Below are 21,609 nucleotides of genomic sequence, written 5' to 3' on the forward strand. Positions count from 1 at the left end.
CCCATGTGCACCTATCTCACCGAACATGTTGAGATCGACGGCAGCGGCAAAGGCGCGACGGGATGGTTCGGCGCCAACCGCGCGACGGTGTATGTCGACCACCCCGTCCACGCGCCCTACGGCCACACCGTCAACATCGACGTGATCAACCCGCAGCTCGGCCCGTCGGCGCGGGTGGCCCTGGAACTGACCGAGGAAAGCGCGCTGGCGCTGGCCGACGCCATCCGCAAGGCCATCGGTCATGCCCCGGCCGGACTGGCCTCCAAGGACCAGTAGGTCAGCGATGACCGCCGGCACCGGCTACCCACAGATGGCCGCCTCGCGCGGCAGGATCGAACCCGCCCCGCGGCGGGTCCGTGGTTATCTCGGCGACGCGCTGGTCTTCGACACCACCGCCGCCCGGTACGTGTGGGAAGCTCCGTACTACCCGCAGTACTACATCCCGCTCGACGACGTCCATTCCGAGTTCCTGCGCGACGAAAACCACGCCCAGAAGGTGCAATTCGGCGCGTCGCGGCTCTACTCCCTGGTGGGTGTGGGCCAGACGCATGAGTCCGCCGCGCGGGTATTCGACGCCGACGGGGACGGCCCGCTGGCCGGAACAGTGCGGTTCGAGTGGAACACGTTGCGCTGGTTCGAAGAAGACGAGCCGATCTACGGCCACCCGCGCAATCCGTATTCGCGGGTCGACGCCCTGCGCTCGCATCGGCACGTCCGCATCGAGCTCGATGGAATTGTCTTGGCCGACACAACAACTCCTGTTTTGCTGTTCGAAACAGGCTTACCGACAAGGTATTACATCGATCCGACCGACGTCGCCTTTGAGCACCTGGAATCCAGCCCCACGCAAACGTTGTGTCCGTACAAGGGGGTTACGTCAGGTTATTGGTCGGTGCGCGTGGGTGACGCCGTGCACGAGGACCTGGCATGGACCTACCACTATCCGCTTCCCGCGGTCGGTCAGATTGCCGGTCTAATCGCTTTCTACAATGAGAAACTCGACATCACCGTCGACGGGGTTGGGTTGGCGAGGCCGCAGACGCAGTTCAGCTAGCCTCACAGCAATCCGAAATAAATTCTTAAAATCGCGCTCACACAGGCGAAACATTGCCATTCGACGCTTCACCCGTCGACGGCGTCACTTCTCACCGCAGCTGATTCTCGAAGGCCTACCGGCCCGAATTGGGGTGTGTCTGAACCATGTTGCCTTATCCAGATTGGGTGAATCCCGGAGACAACGCCTGGCAGTTGGTGGCGGCAACTCTGGTCGGCCTGATGAGCATTCCTGGCATCGCCGTCCTATACGGCGGAATCGTGCAGAGAAAGTGGGCCGTCAACACCATGTTGATGGCCTTCACCGGGTTCTCTTTGGTGCTCGTCGTGTGGGTGCTCTGGGGTTTCAAGATGGGCTTCGGCGAACCGCTGAAACTCGGGCCGGGCATCCTGCAGTCGGCGGTCGGGAAACCCAGAACCATCCTGAGTAGCAACAACCAGCAGATCGCGTATATCCCGCTGCTGGACGGCACCATGCCGTCTTTCCGGTTCTCGGAGACCACGCTGGCGTACTTCCAGTTCGTCTTCGCCGCTATCACGCCGCTACTTTTTCTCGGCAGCGTGATCGGGCGGATGAGCTTCAAGGTCTGGCTGATCTTCGTGCCGCTGTGGTCGACGTTCGCCTATTCAGTCAATGCTTTTCTGTTGTGGGGCGGCGGCTGGTGGTCACACGCGGGTGCCCTCGATTACAGCGGCGGCTACGTGATTCACCTCGCCGCCGGGACTTCCGGATTCGTCGCCGCTGCGGTGATAGGGCCGAGGCTGGCGCGTGACCGGGAACGTGCGGTGCCGAACAACCTGCCCCTGGCCGCGGTCGGTGCCGGCGTTTTGTGGTTGGGCTGGAACGGCTTCAACGGGGGTGACCCGTATTTTTCGGGTGCCGACGCGTCACTGGCGGTGATCAACACCAATCTCGCCACTGCAGTCGCATTACTCACCTGGGTGATCTGGGACCTCGTCGGGAGCAAGCAACGTAAACCCACATTCCTGGGCGCTGTGAACGGGATGATCAGCGGCCTGGTCGCCATCACGCCCGCGGCTGGCTTTGTCAACAGCTTCGGTGCGATGATCATCGGCGCCGTCGCCTCGTCCCTGGTATGGATGTCGTGGAATTGGCTTGGTAAGACAAGGCTTTTCAAGAAGGTGGACGACACGCTCGGTGTGTTTCACACACACGGTGTGGCCGGATTGGCCGGCGGGTTGTTGGTCGGTGTGCTCGCCGATCCGCACATTGTCGAATACCTGGGCGGCAGCACCGGTCAGGACGTGACCTTCGCCGGTTGGCTGTACGGTCACCATCCCAAACAGATATTGATCCAGGCCGGTGCTGCGGCCACGGTCATCGTCTGGGATGCGCTGATCACGTTTGTCATCCTGAAAGTTCTTGGTCTCTTTATGAAATTGCGGTTGCCCGACGACGTTTTGGAAACCGGCGACCTCGGTGCCCACGACGAAGAGGCTTACCCCGACGAAACACTCGTCACGGCTCGGCGGCTCGAGCCGTCCTCTGCATCACGCAGTGACGCGATGGCTTCCAAACCCGCTGAGCCGGTGGATGATTGAGAATGCGACATCATGAAGCTGATAACCGCGATCATCCAGCCCTTCGCCCTCGATGACGTCAAGCATGCCGTGGAGTCCGCAGGTGTGCTGGGTTTGACCGTCACCGAAGTCCAGGGGTATGGCAGGCAGCGGGGGCATACCGAGGTCTACCGCGGAGCCGAATACGCGGTGGATTTCGTGCCGAAGGTCCGGGTCGAGGTACTGATCGACGACGAATTCGTCGACCGGGTCACGGGGGCGATCATCGGCGCGGCTCGAACCGGGAAGATCGGTGACGGCAAGGTGTGGGTGTCTCCGGTGGAAGCGCTTGTCCGCATCCGGACAGGGGAACGCGACCACAACGCGCTGTGATCCAAAGCATTCCGCGCGCGATACGGCTACGATTCCGGCGCACCACATCGGTAGCCCGCCCGATGTGTGTGATCTATCCCTCGCCGGGCGTAAAACCTGAGAATTCCTTACTTCTTCGCCCGAAAACGCGGCTCACGTGGGCCGTTAGCGGCACGGGCGAAATCCGCCGGAAGCGGGTTTGCCTGACGTTCGCCACGGGTAAGCGACTGCGATACAGCGTGATTGGAATCCTGAGCAGAACCTGAGTGCGGGGAGTGACGTAGCTAACGTCGAGCATCTCGAACTGCGGTGGAGCGATTTTTGGCCAGTAGACTACCGAAAACCAGTCTCGTCAGCGCCTTTCGGTGCTGAAAGCCGGTGGATCCGGAGGCCAAATCGTCGCACACGTACCGGCGGCTTCGCCACAACGCCCACCAGAGCCGACAAACAGCAAAGGCGGTGCCAGCGTGAATGATGTGAACGGCCCTAAGGCCGCGCACGACGATCGAGATGCCCGAATCTTCGAGCTTGACGCCACCTCGGTGGTGCGAGTCCCGTTGCACAACGGTCCGATCAGCGATATCGACATCAGTCCGGACGGACGCCGGCTGGTCGCAACGAACTACGGCCGCAACATGGTTTCGGTCATCGACGCCAACACGTGTCGTGTCTCGAGCACCGTCAACGGGCTCGCCGAACCGTTCGCGGTCACCATGAGCAGTGCGGACTCCAACTATGCCTACGTCAGCATCGCGACCGCCGGCTACGACGCCATCGAGGTCATCGACGTCGTCACGAACTGGCGTATCGCCACACACAAGCTGGCGAACAGCGTCAGCGACCTGACGGTGAGCCCGGACGGCAAATTCCTTTACACCAGCCGGAACGCGGTTTGCGGCGCCGATGTGGCGGTGCTGGACACCACCACTGGCGAACTCGAGGTCATCGACCTGGCGACCGTGCCGGGCGCCACCACCGAATGCGTGCGGATCAGCGCCGACGGACGCCGGCTGTACGTAGGCATGAACGCCCCGACCGGCGGCAGTCTCGCCATGATCGAAACCCGGCCGCGGTCCGACAATCGGCGGGGGGGCGGCCGGTCGCGCATCGTCGGCGTCGTCGACCTCGGTCTGCCCCTTCGCGATGTGGCGCTGAGCGACGACGGCGGCACGGCCTATGTGGCTAGCTGCGATCCGGTCGCGGGGGCGGTGCTCGACGTGATCGACACCCGGGTCAACAAAATCGTCGGCACCCACAAGATCCCGGAGATCACCGGCCCGCTCACGCGGATGAAGCTCAGCCGCGACGGCGCGCGGGCCTACCTGGTCAGCGACGACCGCATCACGGTGCTGAGCACCCGCCAGCAGGACGTCGTCGGCGAGGTCACGGTGTCCAAGCACCCGTCGTGCGTGGTGGAGAGCCCCGACGGCACCCATCTCTACGTTGCCGACTACTCCGGCGTGGTCACCGCGGCGCGCATCGCCCCGACCGCGCCATCGCAGGCCCACGGCGGCGCAAGCGACCGCGACCTGTCGGTCGCCGGCTGGCTGCCCGAGCTGCCGGAGTGGGAGTTCGCCCTGGCGTAAGCGACGGGGCACCCAAAGCGGCCCCGGCCGAACGGGATCCACGCGATCGACCGTCAGTCTCCTCGGGTGCTGACACTCTCGCTGAATTCAGGCTTAGGGTGGGAGGCGGCCGACGGCACAGGTGTTGCCCCGAGACTAAGGCGGTAGATCAGTGGACGGCACGATGCAGGACTATCCGTTGACCATCACCGCCATCATGCGTCACGGCTGCACCGTGCACGGGGAACGCACCGTCACGACCGCCACCGGGGATGGCTACCGGCGCACGACCTACCGGGAGCTGGGCCGGCAGGCCGCGCAACTGGCGAATGGCCTGCGCCGGCTCGGCGTCAGCGGTGACCAGCGGGTGGGCACGTTCATGTGGAACAACACCGAGCACCTCACCGCATACCTCGCCTTGCCGTCGATGGGCGCCGTCCTGCATACCCTCAACATCCGGCTGTTCCCCGAGCAGATCGCCTTCGTCGCCAACGAGGCCGAAGACCGGGTGGTGCTGGTCGACGCCTCACTGGTCAAATTGCTGGCACCCGTGCTGCCCGAGCTCGAGACCGTGCACACCGTGATCGTGGTCGGCGACGACACCGAGCCGCTGCAGGGCGCCGGCAAGACCGTGCTGCGCTACGCCGACCTCCTCGACGGCGAGTCCACCGAGTTCGACTGGCCGCGCATCGACGAGAACTCCGCGGCCGCGATGTGCTACACCAGCGGCACCACCGGCAACCCGAAAGGCGTTGTCTACAGCCACCGTTCGAGCTTCCTGCACACGATGGGGGCGTGTACCACCAACGGCATCGGCGTCGGGGCCACCGACTGCGTGCTGCCCATCGTGCCGATGTTCCACGCCAATGCCTGGGGGCTGCCGTACGCGGCGCTGATGGCCGGCGCCGACCTGGTGTTGCCCGATTGCCACCTCGACCCTCGCTCTCTGGTCGCGATGGTCGAGGACCTCAAGCCCACCGTGACCGGCGCGGTGCCGACCATCTGGAACGGCGTCCTGCATCACCTCGAGGACGACCCCGACCACGACATGTCGTCGCTGCGGTTGGTGGTCTGCGGCGGCTCGGCCGTCCCGGTGTCGCTGATGCGCACCTTCGAGGAGAAGCACGACGTACAGATCCGGCAGCTGTGGGGCATGACGGAGACGTCGCCGCTGGCCACCATGGCGTGGCCGCCGCCGGGCACACCGGAGGACCAGCACTGGGCCTTCCGCGGCACGCAGGGTCAGCCGGTCTGCGGGGTGGAGATGCGCATCGTCGACGACGACGGTCAGGTGCTGCCCAACGACGGCGAGGCCGTCGGCGAGGTCGAGGTCCGCGGACCGTGGATCGCCGGCTCCTACTACCTGGGCCGCGACAAATCGAAGTTCGATTCCGGCTGGCTGCGCACCGGCGACGTGGGCCGCATCGACGAGCGCGGGTTCGTCACCCTGACCGACCGAGCCAAGGACGTCATCAAATCCGGTGGGGAATGGATCTCCTCGGTCGAGTTGGAGAACTTCTTGATCGGGCACCCGGATGTGGTCGAGGCCGCCGTGGTCGGCGTTCCGGACGAGCGCTGGGAGGAGCGGCCGCTCGCGGTGATCGTGGCCAAGCAGGGCACAGCGGTGAGCCCCGAACAGATGCGAAACTTCCTCGCCGACAAGGTCGTTCGGTGGTGGCTGCCCGAACGGTGGACCTTCGTCGACGAGATCCCGCGCACCAGCGTAGGCAAGTACGACAAGAAAACCATCCGGTCGCGATACGCCGAGGGCGAATACCAGGTGATCGAGGCGCGCTGAGCTGAAAGGCGTTACACCAGTGGCACATTCACTCGTCGTCGATCAATCCGTGGTGACCCCGGTCGCTGTCCAGGACGCATTTCACCGGACGCTGCCCATTCCGCTCCCGACGCTTTTCCACCGCTGGTATGGGCCGTTCCCGCCGATCAGGGAAGTGTGCGAGCAGACCGGCGCCTGGGACGCGGCGGGTCAAACCCGTGTCGTGCACCTGGCCGGCGGGGCCAGCATGCGCGAGGAACTGACCAGCGTCGACCCGCCGCGGTCGTTCGGCTACCGGCTTTCGGAGGTCACCGGCCCGATGGCGCTGCTGGTCGACCACGTCCTCGGCGAATGGATCTTCGCTCCGGCCGGGGGCGGCACCGAGATCACCTGGCGCTGGGACATCCGCCCACGCTCCGCGCTGACGGCCTGGGCCCTGCCGGTGCTGGGCACGATGTGGAAGGGCTACGCGCGCCGGGCGCTGCACGACCTGTCGGCCGTGCTGACGGGCTGACCCGCGACCGCTGGCGTGGGGGAGCCATGTGCCGACTCTTTGGCCTGCACGCCGGGACACACGCGTGCACCGCGACCTTCTGGCTGCTGGATGCGCCGGACAGCCTGGCTCAACAGAGCAGGAGAAACCCGGACGGCACCGGGCTGGGTGTCTTCGACGAACACGGCCAACCGCACCTGTACAAGGAGCCGATAGCGGCCTGGCGAGACGCCAAATTCGCGACCGAGGCGCACCGGGTGACCGGCAGGACCGTCATCGCCCATGTCCGCTATGCGACCACCGGCTCGCTCGACATCCACAACACCCACCCGTTCCTGCAGGACGGGCGGATCTTCGCGCACAACGGCGTCCTCGAAGGACTCGACATCCTCGACGAGCGGCTGCGTGAGGTCGGCACCGACGACTTGGTGTTGGGCGACACCGACTCCGAGCGGGTCTTCGCGTTGATCACCGCCGCGATCCGTGGCCGCGACGGCAACATCACCGCCGGCCTCACCGACGCCATGCAATGGCTTGCCGAGTATGTTCCTATCTACGCCGTCAACGTGCTGCTGAGCACGGCCACCGACATGTGGGCGCTGCGATACCCGGAAACCCATCAGCTCTACATTCTGGATCGGTCCGACGATGCGGCCTCGCATGATTCCGAATTCGACTTGTGCACCAAGCGGATTCACGCCCGATCGGAGCATCTGTGTGTGCGGTCGTCGGTGGTGTTCGCCACTGAGGTGATGGACGACGAGCCACGCTGGCGGCTGCTGCCGGCGGGTGAACTCTTCCACGTCGATGCAGATCTGCAAATCCACCGCAGCATGATCCTGCCGGACCCGCCCAAACATCTGCTGCGTCGCGAGGACCTGAGCTCGCCGGTGGAGGAGTCGCAGCACGCCCTGCCGAACACCCGGCAACTGGCCTGACCCGGGCTGGCAAGGTAGACGACGTGACAACCAAACGCGCCTTGGTGCTGGCCGGCGGGGGGATAGCGGGAATCGCCTGGGAGACAGGTGTTCTGCGGGGCATCGCCGACGAGTCGCCGGCCGTGGCCCGGCTGCTGACCGAGTCGGACGTGCTGGTCGGGACCTCGGCGGGCTCCGCCGTCGCCGCCCAGCTGAGCAGCGGCCACACCCTGGACGAGCTGTTTGACCGGCAGGTCTCCGAGTCGTCGGCCGAGATCGATTCCGGGGTCGACATCGAGACCATCACCGAGCTGTTCCTGACGGCCCTGGGTGAGCCGTATGAGGGCACGCTGGACAGGACCCGGCAACAGATGCAGCGCATCGGTGCCGTGGCGCTGGCTACCAAAACCGTTCCCGCGCCGGTGCGCCGCGACGTCATCGCGCGGCGCTTGCCGTCGCACCACTGGCCTGATTCCGAGTTGCGGCTCACCGCGATCGACGTCGAAACCGGCGAATTGACCGTCTTCGACCGCGACTCGGGCGTCGACCTGGTCGACGCCGTCGCGGCCAGCTGCGCGGTGCCCGGGGCGTGGCCGCCGGTGACGATCGCGGGCCGCCACTACATGGACGGCGGGGTCGCCAGCTCGGTCAACCTCGTGGTGGCCGCCGACTGCGCGACGGCGGTGGTGCTGGTGCCCTCGGGTGTCGATGCGCCGTCGCCGTTCGGTGCCGGGCCGGCCGCCGAGGTCTCGGCGTTTCCCGGCGCGGCGTTTGCCGTCTTCGCCGACGCCGATTCGCTGACCGCCTTCGGGCCCAATGCGCTGGACCCGGGCTGCCGCATCCCATCGGCCCTGGCCGGACGCGAGCAGGGCCGCCGCGAAGCCGCGGCCCTCGCCCGCTTCCTGGGGCTGTGACAGCGGTTGGCGTGCAAGCGATTTGAGCGCGGCTCAGCGCTCGATCGCGGGCGGGGCGTCCTGGTCGTCCTCGACTTCCAGGGCGTCCAGCGCCTCGTCCGCCAGCGCGCGGCCGGCGGCGATCACCTCCACCGCCCGGTGGAATTCCAGGGCCCGGCACGTCGAGCGCGGGATCTCGATGTGCAGGTCGGGTGGGTAGACCGCCAGGGTGTGGCGGGCCAGGGCGGCCTGGGCGATGTCGATGGTCCGGTTCATCACCTCGAAGCTGCCCAGTTTGGGGACGTCGGGTTCCACGCCGGCCAGTTCGCCGATGCCGTCAACCGGCTGCTCGCCCTCCTGGGTGTCCGCCCAGCTGTCCGGCTCGCCGGCCGGTCCGCCCAGCCTGCTCAGCACCGCCCGCGCCGTCGGCCGATCGAGCAGCGACCGGGCGGCGGCCGTGTCGAGCAGCGCGGAGGTGCTGCGCACCATGCGGGTCAGCCACTCGACGGTGGCACCCGGCTCCGGTTCGCGGTTGCTGACCGCCTCGCTGCCGGACAGGCTCACCGCGATGGTCAGGTGGGCGTTGACCGCGGCGAGCGGGGCCAGCGGCAGCGGATCCAGGATGCCGCCGTCGGCGAGCAGCCGCCCGTCGACCGCGTGGGGGGCGATCACGCCGGGAATCGCGATGGACGCCCGGATCGCCTCGTCGAGGGGGCCGCGCTGAAACCACACGGACTTGCCCGCCAGCAGGTCGGTCGCCACCGCGGTGTACGGGACGGGCAGTTCTTCGATGACGACCGGGCCCAGGATGTCGCGCACCGCGTCCAGGATCTTGCCGGCCCGCATCACGCCGGCCGCGCTGATGGACGGGTCCAGCAGCCGCAGGATGGTGCGCTGGGTCAGCGACTTCGCCCAGTCGGCGAACTCGCCGAGCCGGCCGGCCGCCTGCAGGCCGCCGACCAGGGCGCCCATCGACGAGCCGGAGATGCCGACGATGTCGTAGCCACGCGCCACCAGGGCATCGATCACCCCGATGTGGGCGTAGCCGCGGGCGCCACCGCTGCCGAGGGCGAGTGCCACCCGGGTCGGTTCTGATCGACGCGGAAGTTCGTCAGGCACCCCTACATTTTGCGCGGAGGCGCTCGGCCAGCGGGCGGCGCGGGCACTTTTTTCAGCCGTGATCCCAATTACGCGGCGGCCAGAAATTGCCAGGACTCGGCGCTACCCGCAATCGTCGTTGGCCGCCGCCCGCGCGGCGACGATCACGGCGGCCTGGCGGGCCGGCGTCAGCTTCGACCACGGCGCGTTCCAGCTGCCCGCGGTGCCCGCCGGGGACGCCTGAACCATCGACAGATACGGCTCGAACAGCGACGTATCCGTCTTGGGCTGGGCGTCCATCCACTCTTTCGCGGCGTGACAGGCCTGGTAGTACTCCTCTTCGGTCGAGTCCGCGGGGACGTCGACCCTGGTCGTCACGCCGGCGGGGGACACGCCCACGGAGCCCGCGGGCGCCGAACCCGGGCCGTTGGCGCCGCCGGATTGCCGCGCCGACGGCGACGAGGGGGCACCGCTGTGGGCGCCGTGCGAGCACCCCGTGACCGCCAGGATGACGGCCGCGGCAACAACCGCGCCCCACCGCCGGGACCGATCACCGCGCCAGCGCACGGTCTCAATCTATGCAACACTGGCGGCCGTGATGGAGCGCTTCGGATTTTGCGAGTGTTGTCGGCCGTAACACGCCGCCGCTTGTCCTGTCCATTTCGCGTGAAAGCTCCCGTAAATGTCTGTGCCCGTCGTCACCGCGGCTGCCCCGCGCCCGCAAGCCCTCTCCGCCCCGTCCGCCGGCCCGACCCGGCTGCGAGTGCCTGATCTGCTCTACGCCACCGACCAGGCCGCCGACGATGTGCTCAGCGGGCGGTGCGACCACCTGTTGCCCGCGGGCGGCATACCCGAGTCGCGGCGCTGGTTCACCCGCATCCACGGCGACGAGGAACTCGACGTCTGGCTGATCAGCTGGGTGCCCGGCCAGCCGACCGAGCTGCACGACCATGGCGGGTCGCTGGGCGCGCTGACCGTCATTTCCGGATCCCTGAACGAATTCCGTTGGGACGGAAGGGCTTTGCGACGCCGTCGGCTGGACGCCGGCGATCAGGCCGGATTCCCGTTGGGCTGGGTGCACGACGTGGTCTGGGCACCGCGGCCGGTCACCGTGCCCGTTTCGCTGCCGGTCGCGGCGGCGCCGAGCGCCGCCGCCGCGCCGGTGCAGCCGACCCTGAGCGTGCATGCCTACTCGCCACCCCTGACGGCGATGTCGTACTACGAGATCACCGAGCAGAAGACGTTGCGCCGCGAACGCACCGAACTGACCGACCAGCCGGAAGGATCGCCATGAGCCGCATCGACGTCGTCTTGAGATCCGCCCGGCGCCGGTATCGCCGCCTGCCCGCCGTCGAGGTGCCCGACGCGCTGCGGCGCGGCGCGGTGCTGGTCGACATCCGGCCGCAGGCCCAGCGCTTCCGCGAGGGCGAGGTGCCCGGGGCGCTGGTTATCGAACGCAACGTCCTGGAGTGGCGCTGCGATCCCACCAGCGAGGCCAGGCTGCCCGAGGCTGTCGGCGACGACGTCGAATGGGTGATCCTGTGTTCGGAGGGCTACACGTCCAGCCTGGCGGCGGCCGCGCTGCTGGACATCGGGTTACACCGGGCCACCGACGTCATCGGCGGCTATCACGCGCTGGCCGGCGCCGGTGTGCTGAGCGAGCTGGCCGGGGGCCGGGTCGATCCGGTGTTCGCCGATACCGGCGGCACCGCGCGCCGCTGGCTCTAAGTCGTCTAGTCGGAGTGCAGCAGCGGACGCAGTTTCGCGGTCTTGTCGGGCGTCCAGCCGGGCGGTTGCAGCACCGCCGCCCAGCCGTCGGCGACGTCGGCGACGTAGTGGTGGCCGTGCCCGTCGGGTACGTCCACCGCCACCGCCATGTCGGCCGACACCTGCAGGAACGTAACGACCGGAATCCAGCGCGTCTGCGGCAGGACGTCATAGCCGCGCGGCTCCTTCAGCCAGTCGGGCTTGCTGAACAACAGGTCCGGCGTCCACCACGCGATGGGGTCCGACGCGTGCTGCAGGTACACTACCCGCGGGTGATCCCAAGGCGCGTTGGGACGCGTCAAATCCTTTGCGCGCGCGACGAATCGGACATAACGACCGTCCTGGTAGATCGGTAACCACTCCGGCGATCCGGCGTCACGCGTCGACGTCAGATCGGTCCAGATGGTGTTCTTGAAGGTCGGTCCGCTGAACAACGCCCCGTCGGTGCGCGCCAGCACGTTGTTCAGGCTCAAGAACGGTGCCTCGCCGCCGAACGATCCCAGGCTCTCGCCGAACACGACGAGCTTGGGCCGCTGGGCTTCGGGCATCTGGCGGATCAACTTGTCGACAGCCTCGAAGAGCGCTTGCCCGGCGTGCCGGGCGTTCTCCTTGTCCACCAGGAACGACAGCCAGCTCGGCAGGAACGAATACTGCATGCTCACGATCGCGGTGTTGCCGTTGTACATGTATTCCAGCGCCGAGGCTTCCGCCTCGTTGATCCAGCCGGTGCCGGTGGTGGTGCCCACCGCGACGACGGCGCGCTGCAGCCCGCCGGTGCGCTGCAACTCCTGCGCCGCCAGCTCCGCGGCCGCCGTGATGCCCTTGGACGAATCCAGTCCGGCGTAGGCCCGGATCGGCTCGGTGGCCGGTGCCCCGTTGAAGGAGGTCAGATCGGCGATCTTCGGACCGCCCTCGACGAAGATGCGGCCCTCGCGGCCCAGCGACTCCCACGACACCAGCGACTCCGGACCACCCGATCGCAGCGGGGTTTTCGGGGGAGGGGTGTCGGGATTCATCTCCTTGTTGGCCGAGGCGAAGGTGTGGTTCATGGTGCGCATCGCGAACTTGAGCACGACGCCGTTGAGCAGGGTGATGGTCAGGACCACCAGGGTGACCACCACGATGGTTGCCGAGAGCCGAAACGGCACGAACCGGTCCACCTGACCGACCAGGAATTTGACCAGCCAGCGGGTGAATTGACCCAGCTCGACCACCGTGAACAACACCACCAGGGACAGCACCACGGCCAGCGGGTAGTCGTACCACCTCAGGTGCTCCACGCCCATCAGGTCGCGCACGTCGTCCTGCCACACGTGGAGCCAGATCGCCATGAGTACCTGGCCCACCAAGCTGATCGGGATCAGCACCTTCCATGCCCAGCGTGGTGGTGGCGGGCTGTGATCCTTCTCGCGCATGAACCGCACCAGCCAGACCGAAAAGACGCCCAGCCCATAGCCGATGGCGCCGGACAGCCCGCTGACCAGGCCCTGGAACAACGGGCCGCGGGGCAGCAGCGATGGTGTCAGCGAAAGCCAGATGAAGATCACGCCGACCGCGGTGCCGGTGAACGTGTAATGCCGCACCCACCAAGGCTTTTCGGTCCAGGGGAGGGTGGGGGCCGAGCGCCCGGCCCGCGGCGCGGGTGTCGGTCGCGGTGCGGCGTCCGGCTCGGGAGCCGCGGATTGCCCGACGGCGTCCGCCGGCTCTTGGTCTGCCTCGGTGGGTGTCGCGGAAACCGGTTCGCTCATGCAAGCGTCCTAGCGGTGGGTGAAGTTCGGCGGGCGCTTCTCGACGAAGGCCGCCATCCCTTCGGACTGATCGTCGGTCGCGAAAGTCGAGTGAAAGAGCCTGCGCTCGTAAAGAAGTCCCTCGGTCAGGGTGGACTCGAACGCACGGTTGACGGCCTCTTTGGCCATCCGGGCCGCCGAGCGCGACATCTGCGAGATGGTGGTCGCGACGGCCTTCGCCTCGGTCAGTAGGTCGTCGGCCGGTACCACGCGCGAGACCAGGCCGCTTCGTTCGGCTTCCTCGGCGCCGATGGTGCGGCCGGTCAGGATGAGGTCCATCGCCTTGGCCTTGCCGATGGCTCGGGTCAGCCGCTGCGAGCCGCCCATGCCGGGCAGCACGCCGAGTTTGATCTCGGGCTGGCCGAATTTCGCTGTGTCGGCGGCGATCAGCACATCGCACATCATCGCGAGCTCGCAGCCACCGCCCAGCGCGTGCCCGGCCACCGCGGCGATCGTCGGGGTGCGGACCGCGGCCAGCTTGCTCCACGGGGCGAAGAAGTCGGCGCCGAAGGCCTCGGCGAAGGTCAGCCCGGCCATCTCCTTGATGTCGGCGCCGGCGGCGAATGCCTTGGCCGAGCCGGTGATGATGATCGCCCCGATGCCGGGGTCGTCATCGAAATCGGCTGCCGCGCTAGTGACTTCGTTCATCACCTGAGTGTTCAGGGCGTTGAGGGCCTTCGGCCGGTTCAGGGTGATGATGCCGACACGCTCTTCGCGCTCGACGAGGATGGTCTCGTAATTCGTGTCTGTCATCCAAACCACCTTTCTAGAAACTCAAGTCGTCGTCGACCGGCGCGAAATACGCCTCGACGTCGGCCGCGGTAACCGCGGACAGCTGCGCCGGCGACCATTGCGGATTGCGATCCTTGTCGATCAGCTGGGCGCGGATGCCCTCCACCAGATCGTGCGAGCGCAGCGACCCGGACGACACCCGATAGTCCTGCACCAGAACATCTTTCAGTGTCGAGAGCTTGGCGGCACGGCGCACCGCCTCCAGGGTCACCGACAGTGCGATCGGGGAACGGGTGGCGATCAGGTCGGCGGCGTCGTCGGCCGGACCCGCGTCGTGTCCGCGCAGGGCGGCGACGATGTCCGCGACGGTGTCGCCGGCATAGCATTCGTCGATCCAGTTGCGTTGCGCGGCAAGTTCACTGGCCGGCGGGTCGGTCGCGTACTTGGCGAGTGCGCCCTCCACGCCGTCGGAGACCACCGCGCGGCGGAACGCCTCGACGTCGCCGTGCGGGACGTAGTGGTCGGCGAAACCCATGGCGATGGCGTCGGCTCCGGAGAACGGCGCCCCGGTCAGCGCGGCGTGCAGACCCAGCCCGCCGGGAGCGCGGGACAGCAGGTAGACACCGCCGACGTCGGGGATGAAGCCGATGCCGACCTCGGGCATGGCGATCTTGGAGGTATCGGTGACCACCCGAGTGTTCGCGTGCGCGCTGACGCCGACGCCTCCGCCCATCACGATGCCGTCCATCAACGCCACGTACGGCTTGGAGAACTCGGCGATCTGCGCGTTGAGCAGATACTCGTCGCGCCAGAAGCGCCGCGCCTCGACTCCGTCCTTGCGCGCGCTGTGATAGATCGAGACCACGTCGCCGCCGGCGCACAGTCCGCGTTCGCCGGCGCCGGACAGCACCACCGCGCGCACCGCGTCGTCGCCCGCCCAGTCGGTGAGGATGGCGGTCAGCGCGTCGACCATCGGCTGATTCAGCGAGTTGATCGCCTTGGGCCGGTTGAGCGTGATCAGGCCGACGCTGCCCTCGACTTCGGTCAGAACCTCATCGGATTCGTCGGTCACGCCCTCGCCTCCCTTGAGCCGGTCCAGGCCGGTCCAGCCTCGAGGAGAAATCTAGATCGTCACGACCGGCGCGGTGCCCGCGGGTAAGGGTTATCTTTAACGCGACGACAACTGCGGAGGCTGCGCACACGGGAAAATGCCCAGGTCCGCTGGGAACCAGGGTGCAACGCCGATCGTTGAGATTGTGTTCGCACAGCTCGAAGCCAATTAGAGAGGATCCGACGGTGCGGGAGACAAGCAACCCGGTATTTCGTTCGCTGCCTAAGCAGAGGGGCGGATACGCGCAATTCGGCACTGGCGCGCCCCCGATGCAGGGCTATGGAGCCGACCCCTACGCGGCTCCCTACCAGGCCCCGTATCAGGAGGCCAAAGCTTCGCGTCCGCTGACCATCGACGACGTCGTCACCAAGACCGGCATCACGCTGGCCGTGCTGGCGCTGTCCGCCGTGGTCTCCTACTTCCTGGTCGCCCGCGACGTCGCGCTGGCCATGCCGCTGGCCCTGGTCGGCGGGCTGGGCGGCCTGGTCCTGGTGCTGGTGGCCACCTTCGGCCGCAAGCAGGACAACCCGGGCATCGTGTTGAGTTACGCGGTGCTCGAGGGTCTGGTCCTGGGCGCCATCTCGTTCGTCTTCGCCAACTTCTCGGTGTCGAACGCCAACGCCGGGGCGCTGATCGGTGAGGCGGTGCTGGGCACCTTCGGTGTGTTCTTCGGCATGCTCGTCGTCTACAAGACCGGAGCCATCCGGGTGACGCCCAAGTTCACCCGCATGCTGGTCGCCGCGATGTTCGGCGTGCTGGCCCTGATGCTCGGCAACTTCGTGTTGGCGATGTTCCACGTCAACGGCGGCACCGGCCTTGGCCTGCGCAGCGGCGGCACGGTGGCGATCATCTTCTCGCTGGTGTGCATCGCGATCGCGGCGTTCAGCTTCCTGATCGACTTCGACGCGGCCGACCAGATGGTCCGCGCCGGCGCGCCGGAGAAGGCGGCATGGGGCATCGCGCTCGGCCTGACCGTGACGCTGGTCTGGCTGTACATCGAGATCCTGCGTCTGCTGAGTTATCTGCAGAACGACTAGCTCTGCCACAGAGAAAAAACCGGTACGCCCGTTGGCGTGCCGGTTTTTTCGTATAGCGGTTGTGAGCTGACGGCGTTGAGTGTGAGCTGAGGGCGGGTGTACACGGCGTGTCGCCGCCGCCGTTTCACACTCGACGCGCCGGGCGTCACGCTCGAGCGGCCTAGTTCAGCCGCTCGATCACCATCGCCATGCCCTGGCCGCCGCCGACGCACATGGTCTCCAGACCGAAGGTCTTGTCGTGCGTCTGCAGGTTGTTGAGCAGCGTGGTGGCGATGCGTGCGCCGGTCATGCCGAAGGGGTGGCCCAGCGCGATCGCCCCGCCGGACACGTTCAGCTTGTCCTCGTCGATGCCCAGCTCGCGCGCTGAGCCCAGCACCTGGACGGCGAACGCCTCGTTGATCTCGAACAGGTCGATGTCGCTGACCGACAGTTTGGCGCGCGCCAGCGCCTTCTTGGTCGCCTCGATCGGGCCCAGGCCCATGATCTCCGGGGACAGGCCGCTGACCCCGGTGGAGACGATGCGCGCCAGCGGCGTCAGGCCCAGTTCCTTGGCCTTGGTGTCGCTGGTGATCACCACCGCGGCGGCGCCGTCGTTGAGCGGGCACGCGTTGCCCGCGGTCACCGTGCCGTTGGGCCGGAACACCGGCTTGAGCTGGCTGATCTTCTCGTAGGTGGTGCCGGGACGCGGGCCGTCGTCGGTGCTCACGGTGGTGCCGTCGGGCAGGGTCACCGGGGTGATTTCGCGTTCGAAGAACCCGCTCTTGATCGCTTCCTCGGCGCGGTTCTGGCTGCGCACCCCCCAGTGGTCCTGGTCCTCGCGGCTGATGCCGGTCAGCAGCGCAACGTTTTCGGCCGTCTGGCCCATCGCGATGTAGATGTCGGGGATGTTGTCGTCGGCGCGGGGGTCGTGCCACTCCTCGGCGCCCTCGGCCGCGGCGGCCGACCGCTCCTGGGCCTCACCGAACAGCGAGTTCTTGGTGTCCGGCCACGAGTCGGCGCTGCCCTTGGCGAAGCGGGACACGGTCTCCACACCCGCGGAGATGAAGGCGTCACCCTCACCGGCCTTGATCGCGTGGAACGCCATCCGCGAGGTCTGCAGCGACGACGAGCAGTACCGGTTGACGGTGGTGCCCGGCAGGAAGTCGAAGCCGAGCTCGACGGCGATGACCCGGGCCAGGTTGTAGCCGGATTCGCCGGCGGGCTGGCCGCAGCCCAGGATCAGGTCGTCGATCTGGTGCGGGTTCAGGGCGGGCACCTTGTCGAGCGCGGCGCGCACGATCTGGACGGTCAGGTCGTCGGGGCGCATGTTGACCAGCGACCCCTTCATCGCGCGGCCGATCGGCGAGCGAGCAGTTGAGACAATGACGGCTTCAGGCATGGTGGTTCCCTTCAGATCCCTGCAGATCCCACAGATGGGGCTGGCTCGCTTCACCTTCGGGCGGTAGGTCCACCCCGACGGGCGAGAACAAATCTAGTCGCTGCCGACCTCGGGGCACGACGACGGGGCAGGTCCGGGCGCCGGACGCCGCCACAGCCGCGACATCACGCTGGTGCGGGTGTGCTGCTGACCGAGCACCGGCGTCGCCGCCGGCACCGGCGAACTCACCGGCGGACGCTCCACCTCCTCGCCCAGCGCGTCGCAGAGGGCGAGCAGCAGCGCGTCGGCCGCCAGCGCATAGGCCGGTGCCGAGGGGTGGAAGCCGTCGGCGGAGAACATGGCGTCGGGGGTGGCGCGGAATTGCGGCGCCATCAGCTGCGCCAACGGCACCGGCACAGCACCGGCCGATCTGATCGCTGCGGTCTGCGCGCGGGCCAGCTGCAGGCACCGCTCGTGCGCCAATGACCGCAACGGTTGGGGAATGGCGCTGATGAACCCGAGATCCGGGCAGGTGCCGACGATCACCACCGCGCCCCGGGCGCGCAACTTGCGGACGCTCAACCCCAGCCGCTGCGCCGACTGGCTGATGCCGTTCAGCGCGGTCACGTCGTTGGCGCCGACCATGATCACCGCGATGTCGGGCGGCGGGCCGGCCACGAACATCGCGTCGACCTGACCGCACACGCCCTTGGAGGTGGCGCCCACGATCGCCTTGGTGCTCAACCGGATTCGTTTGCCCGTCTGCTCGGCGAGGCCGCGGGCGATGCGTACCCCGGGCACTTCGTCGGCGTTCATGCAGCCGTATCCGGCGGCGGTCGAGTCACCGAAGATCATCAGGTGCTGGTCGACCGCCATGCCGCGATGCCACCGTTCCACCGGGCCGCCGCCGCGCACGTACACGCCGTCCGCACGGGGCGGGATGTCCCAGGACTTGGGGATGATGGTGCGCGCGTGGGAGGCCTGGCCGACCAACAGACTGCGTGCCCCCAGGTAGGCGGTTCCTGTTGAGGCCAGCGCGCCCGCTGTGGCCAGGGCGATCGCCGAACGGCGTGGCACCCGCATGGTCACGCAATCAAGTTTAAAGCCGCTGCGAGTTTCGCGGGGGTTGCTGGAAAACGAACTGATTACGGTGCGAAGCAAAACTGGTATCGAATCAGCTATTTCATACGTTGTACTAAGCAACGCCTGTCAAGCTGATGTCAAGGGGTCGGCTGAGCACTTTGGCAAACGGCTGAACCAAGACGCTCGGTCGCCTCGTCACATGCTGTATCGCACTACAACGACGTAGGAAGTGTTGAGCATGACTGCACCTAGCAAGGAATCGGGGTCATCGGCAACTACCGTTCGGCCCCATGACGTCCTGAGAGCGCGTCGAGCCCAGTCGCGCAAATTCGCCATCAGCGACGGGGCACCCGTCGAGGTCCTGGAATCCGGGCCCAGCGTCGCCGCGCGACTGGCGAACCTCACCTCGCGTCTGACCATCCGGCCGATCCTGTCGGTCGGCAGCCATGTCCCCAACCTGCCCTGGCCCTGGGGTCTCATCGACCTCACCGCCCGGGTGCTGATCCCGGCGTCGGCCACCGTACGCGAGACCGTGAAGCTGCCCCATGCGTCGGCGCAGCTGGTCCGCGCGCCCGGGGTGCTGCCCGCCGACGGCAGCCGCCGCGTGATCGTCTACCTGCACGGCGGCGCCTTTCTGACTTGTGGGGCGAACTCGCACGGCCGGCTCGTCGAAGCCCTGTCCAAGTTCGCCGATTCGCCCATCCTGGTGGTCAATTACCGTCTGCTGCCGAAGAATTCGGTCGGGATGGCGCTCGAGGACTGTCACGACGCGTATCGATGGCTGCGCCGGCGCGGGTACGAACCCGACCAGATCGTGCTGGCCGGCGACTCCGCGGGCGGCTACCTGGCGCTCACGTTGGCCCAGCGCCTGCAGGACGAGGGTGAGGAGCCCGCTGCGCTGGTGGCGATCTCGCCCCTGCTGCAGCTGGCCAAAGAACCTAAGCAGGCCCACCCCAACATCGAGACGGATGCGATGTTCACGGCCGGGGCGTTCGATGCGCTCGCCGAGCTGGTGGCCGGGGCGGCCCGGAAGAACATCGTCGACGGGAAGCCCGAAGAGATCTACGAGCCGCTGGATCACATCAAGCCGGGCCTGCCGCGCACGCTGATCCACGTGTCGGGCTCCGAGGTGCTGTTGCACGACGCGCGGCTTGCGGCGAGCAGCCTGGCCGCGGTGGGCGTGCCGGCCGAGGTGCGGGTGTGGCCCGGGCAGATCCACGACTTTCAGCTGGCCGCGCCGATGGTCCCCGAGGCCATGCGCTCGCTGCGGCAGATCGGCGACTACATCCGCGAGGCCACCGGCTAGACACGCAAACCGCGCGGAGAGTAGTTGTGCGCGGTGCGAAACCGCCTGAGACGATGAACGCATGCGGATCGCGCAGCACATCAGTGACCTCATCGGCGGCACACCGCTGGTGCGTCTGAATTCCGTCGTCCCCGACGGTGCCGGCCTCGTGGCGGCCAAGGTCGAATACCTCAATCCCGGTGGAAGCTCGAAGGACCGGATCGCGGTGAAGATGATCGACGCCGCCGAGGCAAGCGGGCAGCTGCGGCCCGGCGGCACCATCGTCGAGCCCACCTCGGGCAACACCGGCGTCGGGCTGGCCCTCGTCGCCCAGCACCGCGGCTACAAGTGCGTGTTCGTCTGCCCCGACAAGGTCAGCGAGGACAAGCGCAACGTGCTGATGGCCTACGGCGCCGAGGTCGTGGTGTGCCCGACCGCCGTGCCGCCCGAGCACCCGGACAGCTATTACAGCGTCTCCGACCGGCTGGTCACCGAGATCGACGGCGCATGGAAGCCCGACCAGTACGCCAACCCGGAAGGCCCGGCCAGCCACTACGCCACCACCGGCCCGGAGATCTGGGCCGACACCGACGGCAAGGTCACCCACTTCGTCGCGGGCATCGGCACCGGCGGAACGATCACCGGCGCCGGCCGCTACCTCAAAGAGGTGTCCAACGGCGCGGTGCGCATCATCGGCGCCGATCCCGAGGGGTCGGTGTACTCCGGCGGCACCGGCCGGCCCTATCTGGTGGAGGGCGTCGGTGAGGACTTCTGGCCGCAGGCCTACGACCGCACGGTGCCCGACGAGATCATCGCCGTCTCCGACTCCGACTCGTTCGACATGACCCGGCGGTTGGCCCGCGAGGAAGCGATGCTGGTCGGCGGTTCGTGCGGCATGGCGGTGGTCGCCGCGCTCAAGGTCGCCGAGCAGGCCGGCCCCGATTCGATCGTGGTGGTGCTGCTGCCCGACGGCGGACGCGGCTACATGTCGAAGATCTTCAACGACGCCTGGATGTCGTCGTACGGGTTCCTGCGCAGCCGCCTCGACGGCTCCACCGAACAGTCCAGGGTCGGCGACGTGCTGCGCCGCAAGTCCGGGGAGCTGCCCGACCTGGTGCACACCCACCCGTCCGAGACCGTGCGCGACGCGATCGGCATCCTGCGTGAGTACGGGGTGTCGCAGATGCCGGTGGTCGGCGCCGAGCCGCCGGTGATGGCGGGGGAGGTCGCCGGCAGCGTCTCCGAGCGCGAACTGCTGTCGGCCGTCTTCGAGGGCCGGGCGAAATTGGCCGACGCGGTCGCGCTGCACATGAGCCCGCCGCTGCCGATGATCGGCGCCGGGGAGTCGGTCAGCGCGGCCGGCAAGGCGCTGCGCGATTGGGACGCGCTGATGGTGGTCGAGGAAGGCAAACCGGTGGGCGTGATCACCCGCTACGACTTGCTGGGTTTCCTCTCCGATGGACCTCGGGGGTTGCCCGGGCGCCGCTAGTTCGCGGCCCCGCGCGTCTCGCCGGGGCGCGACGCGCTCGGGTACTGTTTCGGCTGTCCCAGCTAGGGGTCCAGCTGACCCGGAGTGAAGGTTGCCCATGACCGATCAACCGCCGCCCGGCGGCGCTTACCCGCCACCTCCCTCGTCGCCCGGGCCCTCGGGTGGTCAACAGCCGCCTCCGCAGGCGCCCGCGGGGTCCTATCCGCCGCCCCCGCCACCGCCGCCCGGCGGGTCGTACCCGCCGGGCGGCGGTGGCGGGGGCGGCGGATAGG

General features: G+C 67.6%; 21 protein-coding genes. 14 read left to right on the top strand and 7 right to left on the bottom strand.

The features are described from left to right. The first annotated feature begins 3 nt into the window (after positions 1–3). The 9 genes from B8W69_RS11090 to B8W69_RS11130 all read left to right on the top strand — a co-directional run bounded on the left by B8W69_RS11090 (position 4) and on the right by B8W69_RS11130 (position 8,612). Positions 4–276: a DUF6295 family protein gene (locus B8W69_RS11090; protein ID WP_065054221.1), complete on the top strand. Its 273-nt coding sequence runs from the start codon at positions 4–6 to the stop codon at positions 274–276. Between the two features lie 7 nt (positions 277–283). Continuing rightward, a complete protein-coding gene (locus B8W69_RS11095; RefSeq protein WP_085289864.1) occupies positions 284–1,054 on the top strand; it encodes a DUF427 domain-containing protein in 771 nt (256 codons plus the stop codon). A gap of 167 nt (positions 1,055–1,221) precedes the next feature. After that, positions 1,222–2,616: an ammonium transporter gene (locus B8W69_RS11100; RefSeq protein WP_245843195.1), complete on the top strand. Its 1,395-nt coding sequence runs from the start codon at positions 1,222–1,224 to the stop codon at positions 2,614–2,616. A 12-nt stretch (positions 2,617–2,628) separates the two neighbouring features. Further along, entirely contained in the window at positions 2,629–2,967 is a 339-nt protein-coding gene (locus B8W69_RS11105; protein WP_085289866.1) for a P-II family nitrogen regulator, read from the top strand. A gap of 446 nt (positions 2,968–3,413) precedes the next feature. Then, positions 3,414–4,532: a WD40 repeat domain-containing protein gene (locus B8W69_RS11110; RefSeq protein WP_181447368.1), complete on the top strand. Its 1,119-nt coding sequence runs from the start codon at positions 3,414–3,416 to the stop codon at positions 4,530–4,532. 151 nt (positions 4,533–4,683) lie between these two features. Next, entirely contained in the window at positions 4,684–6,309 is a 1,626-nt protein-coding gene (locus tag B8W69_RS11115) for a long-chain fatty acid--CoA ligase (RefSeq protein WP_085289868.1), read from the top strand. A 19-nt stretch (positions 6,310–6,328) separates the two neighbouring features. Then, positions 6,329–6,802 carry an SRPBCC family protein gene (locus B8W69_RS11120; RefSeq protein ID WP_085289869.1) on the top strand — a complete coding sequence of 158 codons (474 nt, stop codon included), beginning with the start codon at positions 6,329–6,331 and terminating at the stop codon, positions 6,800–6,802. A 26-nt stretch (positions 6,803–6,828) separates the two neighbouring features. Next, positions 6,829–7,719, top strand: a complete 891-nt coding sequence (locus B8W69_RS11125; protein ID WP_085289870.1) for a class II glutamine amidotransferase — start codon at positions 6,829–6,831, stop codon at positions 7,717–7,719. 23 nt (positions 7,720–7,742) lie between these two features. Further along, the gene (locus tag B8W69_RS11130) at positions 7,743–8,612 is read left to right on the top strand and encodes a patatin-like phospholipase family protein (RefSeq protein ID WP_085289871.1); all 870 of its coding nucleotides are present in this window, start codon (positions 7,743–7,745) and stop codon (positions 8,610–8,612) included. 33 nt (positions 8,613–8,645) lie between these two features. Here B8W69_RS11130 and B8W69_RS11135 read toward each other — a convergent pair whose 3' ends face one another. Both B8W69_RS11135 and B8W69_RS11140 read right to left on the bottom strand, forming a co-directional pair. Beyond that, entirely contained in the window at positions 8,646–9,710 is a 1,065-nt protein-coding gene (locus B8W69_RS11135) for a patatin-like phospholipase family protein (RefSeq protein ID WP_181447369.1), read from the bottom strand. A 102-nt stretch (positions 9,711–9,812) separates the two neighbouring features. Beyond that, a complete protein-coding gene (locus tag B8W69_RS11140) occupies positions 9,813–10,256 on the bottom strand; it encodes a lipoprotein LpqV (protein ID WP_110881889.1) in 444 nt (147 codons plus the stop codon). A gap of 115 nt (positions 10,257–10,371) precedes the next feature. On the opposite strand from B8W69_RS11140, the gene B8W69_RS11145 reads away from it, so the two are divergent. Both B8W69_RS11145 and B8W69_RS11150 read left to right on the top strand, forming a co-directional pair. After that, positions 10,372–10,983, top strand: coding sequence for a cupin domain-containing protein (locus B8W69_RS11145; RefSeq protein ID WP_085289873.1), 612 nt, complete (start codon positions 10,372–10,374; stop codon positions 10,981–10,983). Next, positions 10,980–11,417 (top strand): rhodanese-like domain-containing protein, encoded by a 438-nt coding sequence (locus tag B8W69_RS11150; protein WP_064953988.1) that lies wholly within the window; start codon positions 10,980–10,982, stop codon positions 11,415–11,417. The genes B8W69_RS11145 and B8W69_RS11150 overlap by 4 nt, the downstream gene beginning before the upstream one ends. A 5-nt stretch (positions 11,418–11,422) precedes the next feature. Here the strand turns inward: B8W69_RS11150 and B8W69_RS11155 are convergent, their stop codons facing one another. From B8W69_RS11155 to B8W69_RS11165, 3 genes are read right to left on the bottom strand one after another with little or no spacing between them, the layout of a single operon-like run. After that, positions 11,423–13,204: an alpha/beta hydrolase gene (locus tag B8W69_RS11155; protein WP_085289874.1), complete on the bottom strand. Its 1,782-nt coding sequence runs from the start codon at positions 13,202–13,204 to the stop codon at positions 11,423–11,425. 9 nt (positions 13,205–13,213) lie between these two features. Further along, entirely contained in the window at positions 13,214–13,996 is a 783-nt protein-coding gene (locus B8W69_RS11160; RefSeq protein ID WP_085289875.1) for an enoyl-CoA hydratase, read from the bottom strand. Positions 13,997–14,009: 13 nt separating this feature from the next. After that, a complete protein-coding gene (locus B8W69_RS11165; RefSeq protein WP_085289876.1) occupies positions 14,010–15,047 on the bottom strand; it encodes an enoyl-CoA hydratase/isomerase family protein in 1,038 nt (345 codons plus the stop codon). Positions 15,048–15,271: 224 nt separating this feature from the next. On the opposite strand from B8W69_RS11165, the gene B8W69_RS11170 reads away from it, so the two are divergent. Beyond that, positions 15,272–16,123 carry a Bax inhibitor-1/YccA family protein gene (locus B8W69_RS11170; RefSeq protein WP_085289877.1) on the top strand — a complete coding sequence of 284 codons (852 nt, stop codon included), beginning with the start codon at positions 15,272–15,274 and terminating at the stop codon, positions 16,121–16,123. A gap of 160 nt (positions 16,124–16,283) precedes the next feature. Here B8W69_RS11170 and B8W69_RS11175 read toward each other — a convergent pair whose 3' ends face one another. Both B8W69_RS11175 and B8W69_RS11180 read right to left on the bottom strand, forming a co-directional pair. Further along, complete coding sequence (locus B8W69_RS11175; protein WP_085289878.1) at positions 16,284–17,501, bottom strand: acetyl-CoA C-acetyltransferase; 1,218 nt, start codon at positions 17,499–17,501, stop codon at positions 16,284–16,286. Between the two features lie 93 nt (positions 17,502–17,594). Then, positions 17,595–18,557, bottom strand: coding sequence for an SGNH/GDSL hydrolase family protein (locus tag B8W69_RS11180; RefSeq protein ID WP_110881899.1), 963 nt, complete (start codon positions 18,555–18,557; stop codon positions 17,595–17,597). A 244-nt stretch (positions 18,558–18,801) separates the two neighbouring features. Here B8W69_RS11180 and B8W69_RS11185 point away from each other — a divergent pair, with 244 nt between their 5' ends. Together B8W69_RS11185 and B8W69_RS11190 are read left to right on the top strand one after the other, a co-directional pair. After that, positions 18,802–19,869: an alpha/beta hydrolase fold domain-containing protein gene (locus tag B8W69_RS11185; protein WP_085289880.1), complete on the top strand. Its 1,068-nt coding sequence runs from the start codon at positions 18,802–18,804 to the stop codon at positions 19,867–19,869. 61 nt (positions 19,870–19,930) lie between these two features. Beyond that, on the top strand, positions 19,931–21,337 hold the full coding sequence (locus B8W69_RS11190) for a cystathionine beta-synthase (RefSeq protein ID WP_085289881.1): 1,407 nt from the start codon (positions 19,931–19,933) through the stop codon (positions 21,335–21,337). Positions 21,338–21,609 lie beyond the last annotated feature (272 nt).

It is taken from the genome of Mycolicibacterium vulneris, assembly GCF_002104765.1.
Lineage (GTDB): Bacteria > Actinomycetota > Actinomycetes > Mycobacteriales > Mycobacteriaceae > Mycobacterium > Mycobacterium vulneris.